At 56.6% G+C, this 15467-nt stretch carries 16 protein-coding genes; 7 read left to right on the forward strand and 9 right to left on the reverse strand.

The features are described from left to right. Positions 1–42: 42 nt before the first annotated feature. Positions 43–2313 (reverse strand): hypothetical protein, encoded by a 2271-nt coding sequence (locus tag OKC28_RS07325; protein ID WP_270688473.1) that lies wholly within the window; start codon positions 2311–2313, stop codon positions 43–45. A 116-nt stretch (positions 2314–2429) separates the two neighbouring features. Further along, entirely contained in the window at positions 2430–3278 is an 849-nt protein-coding gene (queF, locus tag OKC28_RS07330; RefSeq protein ID WP_021139354.1) for an NADPH-dependent 7-cyano-7-deazaguanine reductase QueF, read from the reverse strand. A gap of 178 nt (positions 3279–3456) precedes the next feature. Between queF and syd the strand changes: the two genes are divergently transcribed. Further along, positions 3457–4005, forward strand: coding sequence for a SecY-interacting protein (gene syd, locus OKC28_RS07335; protein WP_021139353.1), 549 nt, complete (start codon positions 3457–3459; stop codon positions 4003–4005). Positions 4006–4096: 91 nt separating this feature from the next. On the opposite strand, the gene OKC28_RS07340 is transcribed toward syd, so the two are convergent. From OKC28_RS07340 to OKC28_RS07360, 5 genes are all read right to left on the reverse strand, one after another. Continuing rightward, positions 4097–4882 (reverse strand): Zn-ribbon-containing protein, encoded by a 786-nt coding sequence (locus OKC28_RS07340; RefSeq protein ID WP_021139352.1) that lies wholly within the window; start codon positions 4880–4882, stop codon positions 4097–4099. A gap of 6 nt (positions 4883–4888) precedes the next feature. Next, positions 4889–5194 carry a hypothetical protein gene (locus OKC28_RS07345; protein WP_021139351.1) on the reverse strand — a complete coding sequence of 102 codons (306 nt, stop codon included), beginning with the start codon at positions 5192–5194 and terminating at the stop codon, positions 4889–4891. Between the two features lie 97 nt (positions 5195–5291). Beyond that, complete coding sequence (locus OKC28_RS07350; protein WP_005312027.1) at positions 5292–5528, reverse strand: DUF2789 domain-containing protein; 237 nt, start codon at positions 5526–5528, stop codon at positions 5292–5294. Between the two features lie 124 nt (positions 5529–5652). Then, a complete protein-coding gene (locus OKC28_RS07355) occupies positions 5653–5952 on the reverse strand; it encodes a DUF3301 domain-containing protein (protein ID WP_005312029.1) in 300 nt (99 codons plus the stop codon). Between the two features lie 72 nt (positions 5953–6024). Next, a complete protein-coding gene (locus OKC28_RS07360) occupies positions 6025–7053 on the reverse strand; it encodes a DUF3549 family protein (RefSeq protein ID WP_265432982.1) in 1029 nt (342 codons plus the stop codon). A gap of 310 nt (positions 7054–7363) precedes the next feature. On the opposite strand from OKC28_RS07360, the gene OKC28_RS07365 reads away from it, so the two are divergent. The 6 genes from OKC28_RS07365 to ptsG all read left to right on the forward strand — a co-directional run bounded on the left by OKC28_RS07365 (position 7364) and on the right by ptsG (position 13796). After that, positions 7364–7699 carry a YqcC family protein gene (locus tag OKC28_RS07365; RefSeq protein WP_005312033.1) on the forward strand — a complete coding sequence of 112 codons (336 nt, stop codon included), beginning with the start codon at positions 7364–7366 and terminating at the stop codon, positions 7697–7699. A 55-nt stretch (positions 7700–7754) separates the two neighbouring features. After that, entirely contained in the window at positions 7755–8495 is a 741-nt protein-coding gene (truC, locus tag OKC28_RS07370; RefSeq protein ID WP_059112127.1) for a tRNA pseudouridine(65) synthase TruC, read from the forward strand. A gap of 90 nt (positions 8496–8585) precedes the next feature. Next, positions 8586–9026, forward strand: a complete 441-nt coding sequence (locus OKC28_RS07375; RefSeq protein WP_270688480.1) for a flavodoxin — start codon at positions 8586–8588, stop codon at positions 9024–9026. 531 nt (positions 9027–9557) lie between these two features. Continuing rightward, positions 9558–10877: a maltoporin gene (locus tag OKC28_RS07380; protein WP_309295041.1), complete on the forward strand. Its 1320-nt coding sequence runs from the start codon at positions 9558–9560 to the stop codon at positions 10875–10877. A 91-nt stretch (positions 10878–10968) separates the two neighbouring features. Continuing rightward, positions 10969–11934 (forward strand): MalM family protein, encoded by a 966-nt coding sequence (locus OKC28_RS07385; RefSeq protein WP_021139742.1) that lies wholly within the window; start codon positions 10969–10971, stop codon positions 11932–11934. Positions 11935–12365: 431 nt separating this feature from the next. Then, complete coding sequence (gene ptsG, locus OKC28_RS07390) at positions 12366–13796, forward strand: PTS glucose transporter subunit IIBC (RefSeq protein WP_256687726.1); 1431 nt, start codon at positions 12366–12368, stop codon at positions 13794–13796. A gap of 259 nt (positions 13797–14055) precedes the next feature. Here ptsG and OKC28_RS07395 read toward each other — a convergent pair whose 3' ends face one another. Both OKC28_RS07395 and dapD read right to left on the reverse strand, forming a co-directional pair. Continuing rightward, complete coding sequence (locus OKC28_RS07395; RefSeq protein ID WP_005312064.1) at positions 14056–14439, reverse strand: DUF3461 family protein; 384 nt, start codon at positions 14437–14439, stop codon at positions 14056–14058. Positions 14440–14567: 128 nt separating this feature from the next. After that, a complete protein-coding gene (dapD, locus tag OKC28_RS07400; RefSeq protein ID WP_256687729.1) occupies positions 14568–15395 on the reverse strand; it encodes a 2,3,4,5-tetrahydropyridine-2,6-dicarboxylate N-succinyltransferase in 828 nt (275 codons plus the stop codon). Positions 15396–15467 lie beyond the last annotated feature (72 nt).

Below are 15467 nucleotides of genomic sequence, written 5' to 3' on the forward strand. Positions count from 1 at the left end.
GCGGTCGAACCCAGTTCCAGACCCAGTTGATTATCTATAGGGTTATTGGTTATCCGGTGCTTTCGTCCGTGAAAGTCGAAGCCAATTAACCCATTGCTTTTCATGAGAAGAATTTACTTTTACCAGTCCCTTGTCAATTGCCATCAAGCAGCATTGCCACACATCCCCATTAAAAAATGCGGCCTGTTGGCAATCGATGGCGGCAAGCTCCAGCCAGACGCTTTGCTGGTATTTTTCGCTGAGCTGAATGGCTCCGGCCAGTGCCAGATAGCAGAGGTCGAACAGGCCGTGGTGATCGAGGGCGGTCGCCGCCTTGGGCAGGAAGGGGTGGCTGACGATGCCGAGGCTGATGTGGCGATCCAGCGAGTGCTGGCAGGGGAAAGCGGCAAAGGCCGCGAGCAGATCCTGAGCCAGCTTGTGCAGATCCTCCACGTGGCGCTGGGGCACCACGTAGAGCAGATGGCCTTCGCGCAAATCATAGATGCGGCCATCCTGCGGTGTCAGCCCCTTGATATAAGCGCCGAAAGCCTGCTCTACCTCTCGGCTCACCTGATAGCCGTGCTGCTCCAGGCTGTTCACCAGGAAGGGCACCCGAAACAGCAGGTAATGCAACTTGTCGTCGAATTCGCTGGTGGGCCGTTCGCTCAGATACCAGCGTTCTGATTTTTGCTGGCGTCTTGCCATCTCCCGCGGCCAGCGGCTCATCAGCCGCTGCCAGTTGGCAAGGCCGGTGCGTGGCTCGATCAAGATGGCCTCACCCAGTTGTTTGCCCTGCAGGCGTGCGACCCTGAGCTTGAGCCAGAGGGTGAAGAACAGATAGATGAACAGGGTCAGCAGCAGGCCCGTGATCACGCTCGACCAGAGGTAGCGATCCTGCTGATGCTGGCTGGTATCCAGTTGTTGCTCCAGCTCCTTGATCTGCTGTTCCCGCTCTACCTGGACATAGTTGTCGCGGATCGCCTCCTGCTCCAGATCGACCTGCTGCTGGCGTACCTGCTCGCTGCGCTGGTGGAAATTCTTGTAGCTGTCCAGCGCCTGCTTGAGGTAGCCCTTCTGTTCGTAGGCCACCGAGAGCAGACGGAAGATCTCGAACTGGCGCTGAGCGTCGCCAATCTGGTTGGCCAGCGCCAGCGCATTTTCCAGCTGAAGGATGGCGATGCCTGCCTCCTTCTGCTTGAGGTGCAGCTCACCCAGCAACAGCAGGGTGTCGATCAGCGGCTCCTTGTCGTCCCCCAGTTCGTGGGATTGACGGGCCGCCGTGAGGTAGTTGCGGGCCAGGGTCAGATTGCCGGTCTGCAGATAGGTTTTGCCTATCTCGTACTTGAGATTGGCGATGCGGGTGCGGTTATTGCCCTCGTCCAGCAGATCCAGCGCATTGAAGAAGTAGACCAGCGCCATGTTCATCTCGCCCTGATCCCGGTTGAGGCGGGCCAGCACGATCAGTGCATCGCTGAGCAGGGAGGGGTTGCCGAGGGCGTGGAAGTAGTTGGCGGCCTCATTGGCATATTGCAGTGCCTTCTGTGGTTCCTGCTCCGCCTGATAGAGGTTCACTATCTGGTTCGACAGCAGGCCGAGGAAGAGGGGATCCTGCAGTCCTCTCGCCTGTTGCTGGGCATCTATATAGTCACCAAGAGAGAGCTGGGGCTGCTGGAGGGCATGGTAGAGATCGCCACTCACAGCACTGACCCAGGCGCTGGCCAGCGGGTTCTTGGCCTGATCTGCCCAGCGCCGTGCCTCTGCCAGCTGGCGTTTGGCCTCGTCAAACTGGTGCGCCTCTATGCTGGCGTTGGTGCGCAGCAAGCGGCTGTATACCTGCAACTGACTCTCTTTGAGGCTGGGGGTGCTGAGCAGGGTCTCGAGCTGGCCGAGCAGAGTGGCACTGGCGCCATGGGAGTGCTCCTGCAGATTCTGGCTGCGGATCTTCAGATAGAGGCCGTGGGCCTGCAACTCCAGCTGCTGCTCCTTGGTGGCCATGGCAATGCCTTGATCAAGCGCCTTCTGGGCCGCCTGGAACTGGCCCAGTTGCAGCAGGCATTCCCCCTTGAGCAGGTGGGCGCCCGTGGCCTGGGCTGCCGTGCCATAGCTCAGCAATGGCTCGCGATAGCCATACTCCTGGCGATTGCTGATGATTTGCTTGGGATTATTGGCTGTGCGTGTCAGGAAGGCAGAGGTGATTTGGACACATCTGGCAGGATCGGTCAGTACCAGGGTTTGGGCCTGCTGCAGATCGATAGACAATTGCTCCTTGGCCAGATCCAGATCAGGAGCCGACAGGGAGGACATCATCATTGCCAGAAAAAACAGTTGATTCATTGGATTAAGGACAGCACAGGGGTGTGGGCATGTTATCCAAGCCCCCCCCTGCACGTCCAGAGTTTACTGACAGATACGATATCCAGGGGCCTTCTCTGTCAGCCAGGACCCCAACTTTACTGCCGGATCAGCCGCAGGTTGGCGGGGGGAAGCTCCCAGTCGCTGCGAAACGGGTTGATATCCAGCCCGCCACGGCGGGTGTATCGGGCATACACTGTCAGCTGGCTCGGGCGGCAGAGGAGCTTGAGATCGGTAAAGATGCGCTCGATGCACTGTTCATGAAATTCGTTGTGCTGGCGAAACGAGATGAGGTAGCGCAGCAGTTTTTCCCGATCCAGCCGTGGGCCGCGATAGTGGATCACCACTGAGCCCCAGTCGGGCTGGCTGGTGACCAGGCAGTTGGATTTGAGCAGGTGACTGTGCAGTGTCTCTTCCACCTCTTCGTTGCCCGCGGCCCCTTGCAGCAGATTGGCATCGAATTCATAGCAATCAACCTCTATATCCTGCTCATCGATGCACTCACCCGGCAGGGCGGCAATCTGGTGTGGAGCCTGTGCCAGGGGGAACAGAGTCACGCTTACTTCGCTGCCGGCGCAGGCACTCAGATCCTTGACCAGCATGGCTTGTACCGCTTCCAGCGAGTCGCAACGGGTCTGGTTGAAGGAGTTGAGATAGAGCTTGAACGACTTGGATTCGATGAGGTTGGCGCTCACTGCGGGCACGGACACCTCACCCACAGCCACCATGGGTTTACCCCTGGCGTTGAGCCAGGAGAGCTCGTACAGAGTCCAGATGTCGCAACCCTGGAAAGGCAACTCGCCGGTCAAGCCGAGGTCGTCGCGATTGAGGCTGCGCGGCACAGGTTGCAGCAGGGCAGGGCTGTACTGACTGATGTAGGCAGATTGCTGACCCAGGCTCAGCCCTTGCAAGGCGCTGGCACCGGCGTATTTCTCTTGTTTGCTCATTGTGTTTATGGATCCGGACGTTGAATGGGCCATTGCGCCGGCAGCGTCAGGGGCGCTTGCCCCTACCTGGATATTGCAGGGGATCGCCACCGGATGGTGACGTCTCATGCTTCACCTTGTCTGCTCGTGGGTTTGATGGTGCAATAGCGGACTTTGGCAGCAATTGTGGGGAATTTCGATGTCGGATCAAGTCTTGTCTGCCCTGGAACACTTTTTTTTGCGCTGGCAGCGTGATGGTGAGGCAAGGCGGGGATTGCCCCTGTGTGAATGGGAAGCTGACTGGCGCTCGCCTTGCGAGCTGGATGAGCCCAGAGAGGGGCGGGTCGCCTGGCGCCCTCACCAGCGCCAGCAAGCGGCCGATTTTTCGGCCATGGCCAATGCGCTGGAGCTGGTGCTGCATCCCGCGGCCCAGGCGCTGTTTGGTCACTGGTTCAGTCGCCCCATCCCCTGTTCCTACAAGGGGCTGCGCCTTGAGCTCGTCTTGCCGTGGAACGAGGCGGATCTGGACCTGCTCAGGGAAAACCTCATCGGTCATCTGCTGATGCTGCGCAAGTTAAAGCGCACGCCATCGCTGTTCATTGCCACCACCCGCAACGAGATGACCCTGGTGTCGCTGGACAACGAGAGCGGTCAGGTATGGCTGGAGTGGCTCGATTCCGGTCGCCGTCTCACCTTGGCCCCCTCGCTGCCAGCTTTCCTCGCGCGGCTGGAAACCCTGCCCCATTGATCCTGTCCCTGTGAGACGAGAAGGGCCTTGCCATCCGGCAAGGCCCTTCTGCTATCTGGACACAAGGTAGAGTCATCTCAAGGGAGGAGGCTCAATCCTTGAAGTCCCAGGAGAGGTTGGAGATCAGCCGACAGGGATCGCACTTGAAGTCGAAGATATCGTGCAGCGGCGCTGTCAGTGCCCACTCACCGCCGCAGCCCGGACAGGGGCGGTTTCTCTCTTCGGCTACGCTCAGCCCGCCGACCCGGTAGAGGTAGTAGTAAGTGGGAATGCCGCTCAGGGCCTCCAGCCGCTTGACCAGATCGCTGCCGCGCCGATGGAGGCGGCTGCCCACTTCGCCTATCTCGTGCAGTGCCGCGTGTTCGGCGATGGAGCCGTTCATCTGCAGCTGATCGCACGCCTCCCAATCCTCCTGCCACTTGATAATTTGCTTGTGATCACCGTTGGCGACGGCAGGCAGCCGGTAGAGCGGTATGGGAGCGAAGTGGTCACCGCAGCGCAGCGGCGAGCAGGTGTGCAGGAAACTGGTATAGAGCAGCATCCAGCTCGGCCGCTCGCCGGTGTGACCGCAAGGGTCTGTGCTGTCGGAGAGCAAATCCATCCCTTGCAACTGGAGCTTGGGTGCGAGCAGACCCGCCTGATTGAGCTGCTGTTCAGCCAGCTTGACCTGTTCGCTCTGGTTGTCCGGATGCAGGCTGTCCTGTTCGGGGCAGACCACCCGGCTGATGAAATGCCCTTCATGCATGCTGGTGGGAAACTCCCGTCCCAGGATCTGGCCCTGATAGCGCAGCATGTCCAGGTAGTTGACGATGGCCCGTTCGGCCTCACCGAGGGAGGTATCGCGATAGCACTCAAAGCAGAGTTCGAGAATATACATGGGGGCTCAGTCTGGTTGGCGTTGGAGCAGCAGGGTGGTCAGGCGGTCGACTTTCTGCTCGAGCCGGTTGAGCTGCTCGCTCAACTGCTGCAGGTTGATGGCATCGGCCTGCGTGCCGGTATCGGCAGCGGCTGGGGTGCTCGCCGGGGCCGGTTCTGTGGGTTGGGGCTGCTGCTTCCACTGGCTCAACACCTTGAGCAGTTCGGCCATGGGAACGGGCTGACTGAGGCGGGCCTTGACCATGGCAGTGGAGGGGGTGATCCCCTTGGCGGCCAGTTCGTTGGCGATGCGGATGATCTCTTGGGCGGACATGGGGGCTCCTGCGCAGTAGGGCTGTGATACGGGCTTGACGGGGCACAGAGCTTAACCAAACCGCTCTCCTCTGGAAAGCGGGTGGTAAAAGAAGGGATCAGTCGGTCTGGCGCAGCAGCACATCCAGCTGGTCTATGGTTTCCGACCAGTCCGAGTCATTCCAGAGGGCATCGCGCAGGAAGCCAGCCTGGGATGGGGTCCAGAAGCTGGCTTCGGGCAGCAGGGTCTGATTGTCCAGTTTGTGTTCGTGGATGAAGCGGTGCAGGCTCAGCTCGTCATTGGGCAGGCCCAGCTGGGCGAACAGGGCAGGCAGGTCGTGGGTCAACAATTCCATCTTGATCTCTCCCGGGGGACATCCCTGAACATTATAGGTTGTGATCCGCCGCGTCTTGTTTACTGGGATGGCATACGTCCGGGGGATAGGGCCGCTCTGGCCTCGTATCCGGCTACCGGGGGCCTTATTGGGCGGGGATGCGATGGGGCGGCAGGTCGACGCCGACTATATGCAGTCCCTGCATGCGCAACTGTCCCTGATAATGACTCTCGCCATCGCTGGAAAATTCAAACTCGTAATAGGTCAATAGTCGCAGCGGCCTGTGTGCCAGCGCGCGGTGGCTGCGTGCCAGAGACAGCAGTTGCAGATCGTGATGCTGGCAGTAGCGGCGCATGTATTGCCAGGCGAGCTCCGCTTGGCGGCGCTGATGCCAGAAGGCGCCCCCGACGAGGATAAGCAGCAAGATACCGAGCATTTCACCCATCAAGGGCTCCTTGTGTGATCTGGAGTTGTCTTTGCCAGGCGGCAGCCCACCTGGCCGTTATTCCATTAACCGTTACGCCGAGGCAAACAGACGTCCGATAGCCTGACCGAGTGCATTGCTGCGCTCAGGATCACGCAATCTTGCCAGCATATCATTGCGCAGGGTCGGCAGGGTCACCAGTTCGGCAAACACCTGATTGAAGAACTGGGTCGGCTGCAGCGCCAACTGTTCCAGGAACAGGCTGAGCAGGCTTGGCTCTTTGAGATCGGGCCAGAGGCGCCCTGCGATGGCGAGCAACAAGGCCGGGCTTGGCTGGGTTTGCAGCAGGGTCAGCAGCTTGTTGGTGCGCATCGCATTGCCGTTGCAGGAAGCCAGCGCCCGACACAGGTAGGCCAGGGTTTCGGTATTGGGCTCGGCAGTTTCCTGTTCCTTGCCGATCCGCTCGAACAGGGCACCTTGCACGGCCGGCGGCAGCGGGACATTTTCCAGGCTCTGACACAGGGCGTAGAGCGGGGCCTGGGGCAGCTTCGGCAGGGCCTTGCACACCAGCGCCAGATTGCGCTCGTCCTGCAGCCGCTCCGCCATGTCGGCAAAACCTTGCAGTCCCAACGCCTGCCAGCCCTCGTCACCCGGCGCAGCCAGATAGTGGCACAGGCCCTCATAGTAGGCGGAAGGAGCCTGTTCCAGCTGGCGAGCCAGCTTGGCGTGCAGGCTGGCCATCTTGGCTTCGGCAGGACGGAAAGTATAGGGATTGTCGGCCAGTCGCTGGGCCTTCTCTTCATCCAGATCGCCGGTCAGCTTGTAGCCGAGGGTCTCGACCACTTGATCCATAAAGAGCTTGGGGCCGCTGCTGATGAGCAGGCCACGTTCATCGAGTGCAAACTTGAGGAACCAGAGATAGTGTCGGGATTCTGCCGGCTGGAAGAAATGAACGCCGAGCCAGGCGTGCTGCTGCAGTGGCCAGGGATAGGGCTCTTGTTGCTGCTCTATGCGTTCGAAGACGTCGCTTGCCAGCGGCCGCACCTGGCGACCCATGTCAAACAGTTGAAACTGGGTATCGGCCTGGGTCAGAAACTCGGTCAGCGTATTGATGGTAGACATGATGTGATCCGGCTAAGAGTAATGCGGGCCGATTATAAAGCGGTTGTATCAGATAGCCAGTGGGGGCACCAAGGCCACCTTGTGACGAGCTGAAAAAGACGCATCAGGGCGCTGCGGGTCAATCTGTATAAAGCGGTTGTATCAGATAGCCAGCAGGGGCTGGGTTCTGCGTTCCGCTTGCCAATGGAACATGGCAGAGGGGGAGGGGGACGGTGTATAGTAGCGCCCTTTTTTGAGGAACCCGGCCAGCCGTTATCTGCCATGCAGATGAGCGTCAGGCCGGTATCGCAGTAATGAGGAAGAGAACGAGATGAATCAATATCTGCTGGTAGCCGGCCTGCTGGGTGAACTCACTGCCGAGTTGCAGCGCCTGGGGCGCTGGCAAGACGAGCATCCTGGCAAAGAGGCTCTGGCGAGCGAGCTGCCGTTTTGTGTCGATACCCTGAGCTTCGATCAGTGGCTGCAATTCGTGCTGATCCCGCGCATGGAGCAGCTTGTCATGCTGCAAGCCCCCTTGCCTACCAGCGTCTCCCTCTATCCCATGGCGAGCGAGGTCTACAAGAACGAGCTGGCCGAGATGGCGAGCCTGCTGCGTCTCATCGGTCGCTTCGATCTGCTGCTGACCGGTAAAGTGGTGGAAAAATGAGTCTGACCTTGCGCTTTCAGAGAGAGACGCAGCCGAGTGACGACGTGGTGATGCAATGAAACTGACTCTGCTCTATCAGGATGATTGGTTGGTAGCGGTCAACAAACCCTCCGGTCTGCTGGTGCACCGCAGCTGGCTCGACAAGGCCGAGACCCGGTTCGCCATGCAGATGACCCGAGATCTGATCGGAGGCCGCCATGTCTACCCCGTGCATCGCCTCGATCGCCCCACCTCGGGCGTGCTGCTGTTTGCTCTGGATCCTGCCGTCGCCCGTATCCTGACAGAGGCCTTTGCAGCCCGGCAGGTACACAAGGAGTATCTGGCGCTGGTGCGGGGCTGGGCCCCGGAGCAGGGAGTGATCGACTACCCCCTCAAGGAGCAGCTGGACAAGATCGCCGATGCCATGAGCAATCCTGATCGCCCGGCCCAGGAGGCGGTAACGGCATTTCGTTGCCTGCATCAGGTCGAACTGCCCCATGCAGTTTCCAAGAAGCACCCCACCAGTCGCTATAGTCTGGTCAAGTTGTTCCCGAAAACCGGTCGCAAGCATCAGTTGCGCCGCCATATGGAACATCTTTTCCACCCGATAGTGGGCGATACCACTCATGGTGATGGTCGCCACAATCGCTTCTTTCGTGAACACTTCGGCTGCGAACGCCTGCTGCTGGTAGCCCGAACCCTCAGCTTCGAGCACCCGATCCTCAAGGTCCCGATGCGGATCCAGGCGCCGCTGGGTCCTGATCTATTGCAGCTGTTCGCCGAGCTGGGCTGGCCTGGCAGTGAAAGTGACTACTGATCATCCTCTCTATTCCCTCATCCTGACAGGGTGTTGCCTTTGACGGCGCTGTGGCATGCTGTGAAGCCATACTCGTCAAAGGAATCCGTTATGGCTCAGATAGATCTTGTAGTGGGAACCGTCTATGGCTCAGCCATGCTGGTGGCCGAGACGCTGGCTGAACATCTGCAGCAAGCCGGACATGCATGTCAGATTTTCGATGAGGCCGTGCTGGAAGACCTGGACGCCTCCCGCTTCCTGCTGGTGATCACCGCCACCACGGGGCAGGGCGATATTCCGCCCAATCTGCAACCCTTAGCCGCCGCCCTGGCCGATCGGGCTCCCTATATGAAAGGGTGGCGTTATGCGCTCATCGCCATGGGTGACAGCAGCTATGAGCACTTTTGCGGTGCCGGCCGTCAGCTTGACGGCCTGTTGCAGGAGCTGGGGGCCAGGGCTCTGTTGCCCCGTCTGGAGATAGATGCCACCGTCGACGATGAACCGGAAAAAGTGGCGCTGGCCTGGCTAACCGGCTGGGAAAATACACTCTAGTTTTCCCCTCCTTGTGTTCTTTATTTGTCCCCCGTTGGTTTGCCCATGGGGGATGTTTATTTCCGGGCCAGACCAGTCTCAACTGACCATATTTCCCACTTTTTATCCGGTTATTTTTCTGGCATCCCTTCGTTTGGCCGAGCATTTATTTCTGTCATGACCGACATGCAAGAAAATTAAAAGTTCCGCATTGAAAGCGATTTCAGTCATGTTTTTGTCATTGATTTGGGTATTTTCAACTTAATCAGCGAAGCGAATTAATGTTTGATAGCGATTTCAAGCCATGTTTTTTGCTTGTTCGTGTTTTTAATTGGTGAGTTATTGCTAATTTATTGCTTCTCATGTCCTATAAAACCCTCTTGGGTGTGGGGTGGGCGATTTGTCGCCATTTTGTGAATCAGCTCATGTTTGTCCCGAAATTGGCTACCTATAATCGGCCTCGGTTATCACCTAAACGTTTTTATGGTGATAAGAACTTGGATATTCAGGATCACACTCCTCTCAGCGGGAATAAGGAAAATGAAAATGAAAATGAAAGCAAAGTGGCTCCCGATCGCTGCAGCAGTAACCGCAGCTCTGGCTTCCCAAGCAGCCTTCGCCGTTGATTTCCACGGCTACTTCCGTTCAGGTGTCGGTGTCTCCAAAGATGGTGACATGCAGACTGTTATTAAAAAGGAAAAGGTTGGTCGTCTGGGTCACGAAGATGACACTTACGGCGAAGTTCAGCTGGGTCAGGAAGTATTCAACAAGGATGGCAAGACTTTCTACGTTGATTCCATGGTTGCTATGACCTCTAATGGCTCTAACGATTGGGAATCTACAGAGTCTCGTTTTCAGTGTACTGCTGCTGATGGTGTTCTGACAAAATGTGACAATAAAGAAGATGCCACATTTGCTTTGCGTCAGTTCAACGTGCAAGCCAAAGGCTTGCTGAGCTTCGCGCCGGAAGCCACTCTCTGGGCCGGTAAGCGTTACTATCAACGTCACGACATCCATATCTCTGACTTCTACTACTGGAACATCTCCGGTGCCGGTGCCGGTATCGAAGGCATCCAAGCCGGTCCTGGCAAGGTTTCCTTCGCTTGGGTTCGTAATGATCGTAGCGGAACAGATGATGGTTGGAACTACAATGATGATCTGAATGTTAATACCCTTGATCTGCGCTATGCAGGCATTCCATTGTGGCAAGATGCTTCACTGGAAGTCGGTGTCGACTACGCGATTGCCAATCCGACTGATGCTCAGAAGGATTCAGCTAATGCACAGTATAAGAATGCCAAAGATGGCGTCATGTTAACTGCTGAATTGACAGCTAGTGTATTGGGCGGCTTTAACAAATCAGTTGTTCAATACGGCACGGAAGGTTACTCGAAAGCTTTTGCTTTCTGGGGTGATGGCTCTTGGTACGGTGCCGAAGCCAAAGACGGTGCTGACGGATTCCGTCTCATCAACTGGGGTGTTATCCCAATGGGTAACAAGGTCGAGATGGGTCATCAGCTGGTCTACGGTGTAGGCAACGAGATGTGGGATGGCAACGACAAGTGGGAAACCATGTCTGCCGTTGTTCGCCCCATGTACAAGTGGGATGACTTCAACAAGACCATCTTCGAAGGCGGCTACTTCAAGGACAAGAACAAATCCACTGATGGATCTTCTCTTGAGGACTCTGGTTACAAGCTGACTCTGGCTCAAGCCTGGTCCGCCGGTTCCAGCTTCTGGGCTCGTCCTGAAATTCGTGTGTTTGCCTCCTACGTTGGGCTTGACGATAACGATATGGCTGGTAAGCCTTTCGATAGTAAAACTTCTAAAGACACTTGGAACTTTGGTGTTCAAGCGGAAGCTTGGTGGTAAGCACTTCTTTCAGTTAAGTTAGTCACTGCCCCCGTATGGGGGCAGTTTTGTTTCGCCGGGTAACGGCAACCGGGTTATGGAGATAAGAAGAATGAAACTGGTAAAGATGTCTATCGCAGCCGTGGTTACTGCGCTGTTGGCCGGTTGTTCCGGTAGCATGGTGGTCCCCATGCAGGATCACGCATCCATTCTGAGCAATGCCGAACAGGCCAAGCAGGCGCTTTCACAGGCGACCAGCTGCTGCAATGCTTTCAACGACTTCAACTATGTGACCTTGCCGGAAGGCGATACCCTGCTGGCCCTCGACGGCAAGCAACCCAGTTTTCAGTTTGACGAGGGGATGAGCTACTTTGCGGCTTATCGCCTGCCAGCCAACACAGGCAACCTGGCCATCAAGGTCGCATCTCAGGTAAGCAAGACGGTACTGGTGCCGCAAGTGATCATGCTGGATGCCCAGTTCAAGGTGACACGGGTGCTGGGTGAGTCAGTGTTCAGCTACCAGCCAGCCCACCTGCTGAATAACGATCGGATTGAAGGCAATATCTTTGTCGATCGCAGCATGCCGGGCAATCCGGCTGCCGAAACCTATATGATTGTCTATGCCCCGGCCAGCGAGCTGGCGGGCAGTACCACCATATTGCACCCGGCGAAAGCCTTCGCCCGTGCCAACCAAACGGTTGAGCCAGCAGTGCCGGATCCCGTGATCCCGCATTCACCATGGGGGCTGGTACAGATCGAGGTGGTCGATATGGCCAAGGGGCAGGGCCTTGAGGCTGTGTTCAAACCCGAGTACGCAGACAAGGTCGCGATGAGCCAGGCCGCGCCAGCAACTGCCGCAGTGGCTGCCAGTGCGGTGACGGCAACTGCGGTTGCTGCCAAACCCGTGCCCGCCATGTTGACCGAGACCGAAGCCTTCTATCAGTCCCAGATTGAGAAAGCGGTGAAAGCCGGTGATATCGACAAGGCCATGCAACTGGTCAGTGAGGCCGAGCGTGCCGGTTCAACCAAGGCTAAATCCATTTTTATTGATGCGGTCAAACGTTCGCAAAAAGGCTGAATATTTTCCAGCCTTTAAATTGTAATATTTATTTGAGGCCTCCCTTGTTGGAGGCCTTTTTAATCGGTAGACTAAAATAGAAAAAACAGCAAATGGTTACATTAAGTTACATTGCGTTTCTTTCGGCATTAATATGATTGGTTAAAATACAATGCGAAACAGCACTTTTCATATTTGTGGCGTAGCATGAGAATGCCGAAATATATCTGTAATCTCCCCGAATTTCCCCTCAGAATTATCTTGTGATCTCCCCTCCAAATTTTTTATTCCTTTGCGCCTGATGGAAGAAATTTCAGATCTGCTGGGTTATATTCAACAGGTCAAAATAAACAACCCCCAATCGAATTCATGCCGATGAAGATGATGCTCGTGATCGTCTATCAATTGGACTGAACCGTTTACGGGAAGACAATTCATTCAGGAGCGCACACATGTTTAAAAATGCTTTCTCTAATCTGCAAAAGGTCGGTAAGGCGCTGATGCTGCCAGTATCGGTCTTGCCAGTTGCAGGTATTCTGCTGGGGGTGGGCGCCGCTCACTTCAGCTGGTTGCCAGAAATTGTCTCCCAATTGATGGAGCAAGCTGGTGGTTCCGTATTTGGTCAGATGGCCCTGCTGTTCGCAGTGGGTGTTGCCCTCGGCTTTACCAATAACGACGGCGTATCTGGTCTGTCAGCCATCGTTGGCTACGGCATCATGACCGCTACTCTGAAGGTGATGGCACCTGTGATGGGTGTTGAAACCATCGAGACCGGCGTACTGGGCGGTATCCTCGCCGGTGGTGTGGCTGCCTGGGCGTTCAACCGTTTCTACAAGATCCAGCTGCCTGAGTACCTGGGCTTCTTCGCTGGCAAACGTGCTGTGCCGATCATCACAGGTTTCGTTTCCATCGGTCTGGGTGTGATCCTGTCCGTGATTTGGCCGCCAGTTGGCTCTGCCATCGGTGCCTTCTCTGACTGGGCTGCCAACCAGAACCCGGTACTGGCCTTCGGTATCTACGGTGTGGTTGAGCGCTCCCTGATCCCGTTTGGTCTGCACCACATCTGGAACGTGCCTTTCTTCTATCAGGCGGGTACCTGTGTCAACGGTGCCGGTGAAACTGTCCACGGTATCATGACCTGCTTCCTGACCGCTGATGACGCTTCCCGCGCTGCCGGTAACGGCTTCGGTCAGCTGGCTGGTGGTTACCTGTTCAAGATGTTCGGTCTGCCTGCTGCTGCGTTTGCCATTGCCCACGCTGCCAAGCCGGAAAACCGCGCCAAGATTGTTGGTATCATGGCCTCCGCTGCCCTGACCTCTTTCCTGACCGGTATCACCGAACCGATTGAATTCTCCTTCCTGTTCATCGCACCTGTACTGTACGCCATCCACGCCGTACTGGCTGGTCTGGCTTATGTGCTGACCAACATGCTGGGCGTTGTACATGGCCATACCTTCTCCAACGGCTTCATCGACTTCGTGGTTCAATCACCCCGTGCCGACAACATGCTGCTGCTGGTAGGCCTGGGTCTGGTTTACGCTGGTATCTACTACGTGGTCTTCAGCTTCGTTATCCGTGCCATGAACCTGAAAACCCCGGGTCGTGAAGACGAGACTGCTGAAGAGACTGTCAGCCAAAGCAAGGACGGCATGTCTGAAGCTCTGGTGACTGCCTTCGGTGGTAAAGAGAACATTGCCTCTCTGGATGCCTGCATCACCCGCCTGCGTGTTGGCGTGAAGGATGTGGCCAAGGTTGACCAGGCTGGTCTGAAGAAACTGGGTGCTGCCGGTGTGGTAGTCTCTGGCTCCGGTGTTCAAGCCATCTTCGGTACCAAGTCCGACAACCTGAAAACCGACATGGATATCTGGATGAAGAGCAACTAATCCTGTTGCCTGGATTTCAGAGTTCCGAAAAGGGAGGCGCAAGCCTCCCTTTTTGCTGGCCGCTCTTTGATCTGGTAAAGAGCTTGGATAAGGAATATTCAGGCATCTTGGCTTGCTGTATCGAAAAGTGCTTCAAGGGAGCAGTGCGCAGGCGTGAGGTGCCAACACCTGATATCAGCGTCATGAGCCAGTGGTGTGACACGTATTCAAGCCAAAAAAAAGGCGCCAGATGGGCGCCCTTGTTGTTGCTGGTGCTGGCTTACAGTTTTTCCAGATCCCGCTCTATTTCGCTGATCTTGTTCTGCACCACTTTTTCCAAGTGGCGCAGGTCACGCAGTATCTTCTGTTTGATATCCGGGTCTGCCTGGATATGTACGCCCTGAGTCAGGTTGTCCAGCTCATCCACCACGTACTTGAGATTGGCGTTGATCTCGGTGACATCCTTGTACTCATGAGTACCCGAGTCGACCAGCATGGTCTTGCGCTGGCGAGGGTATTTGAATTTGACACTCTTGGCGAAGAACTCGCCCTTCTGCTTCTTGAAGTAGATCTTGAGGATGTCGTGATTGGCTTCCTGGCGCAGGGTATAGCTGTCCACTGAGGTGGGTTCCTGGATCCCCAGGCTCTTCAGATTCTCGTACATCGGGCTTCCTCGGTTTGAAACGATCCTGACCAATCTATCTTAACCGAGTCGATGTGGCTTGCCTGTGACAGGGGCGCCAAAATCAAAAGGGCGCCATCAGGCGCCCTTGTTCTCAATGGTGAGAGGTATTACTCGTCAATGGAACGCAGCAGGGCATTGATGCCGACCTTTGCACGGGTTTTGGCATCCACCTTCTTGACGATGACGGCGGCGTAGAGACTGTACTTGCCACACTTGGAGGGCAGGGAGCCAGAAACGACCACTGAACCCGCCGGCACGCGGCCGTAGTGAATTTCGCCGGTTTCGCGATCATAGATGCGGGTGGACTGGCCGATGAAGACGCCCATGGAGATGACGGAACCTTCCTCGACGATAACCCCTTCAACCACTTCGGAGCGGGCACCGATGAAGCAGTTGTCTTCGATGATGGTCGGGTTGGCCTGCAACGGCTCCAGCACGCCGCCAATGCCGACGCCGCCTGAGAGGTGCACGTTCTTGCCGATTTGGGCGCAGGAGCCCACAGTGGCCCAGGTATCGACCATGGTGCCTTCATCGACGAAGGCGCCTATGTTGACGTAGGAAGGCATCAGCACAGTATTGGGGGCGATGAAGGAGCCTTTGCGAGCCGTCGCAGGCGGCACCACACGCACCCCTGCTTCCTTGAACTGCTCGGCGGTGTAGTCGGAGAACTTGAGAGGAACCTTGTCGTAGTACTGGGCATCGTCGCCCTTGATGATGCCGTTGTCATTGATGCGGAAGTAGAGCAGCACCGCCTTCTTCAACCACTGGTGTACCACCCACTCGCCGGCAAGCTTCTCGGCGACACGGGCCTTGCCGGCGTCCAGCAGGTCTATGGTCTGCAGGATGGCGGACTTGGTGGCGGCATCGACGGAGCCGGGAGTGATGGAATCACGGCGCTCGAAGGCCGCTTCGATGATCTGTTGCAACTCGGTCATGACAGGTTTCCTTTAAAAAATTCGGTTTGTTGTATCACACTTTTCCAATTGTTTTTAAGGGCTCAAGCCGAT

Source organism: Aeromonas sp. D3, assembly GCF_027705025.1.
GTDB classification, from domain to species: Bacteria; Pseudomonadota; Gammaproteobacteria; order Enterobacterales; family Aeromonadaceae; genus Aeromonas; species Aeromonas salmonicida.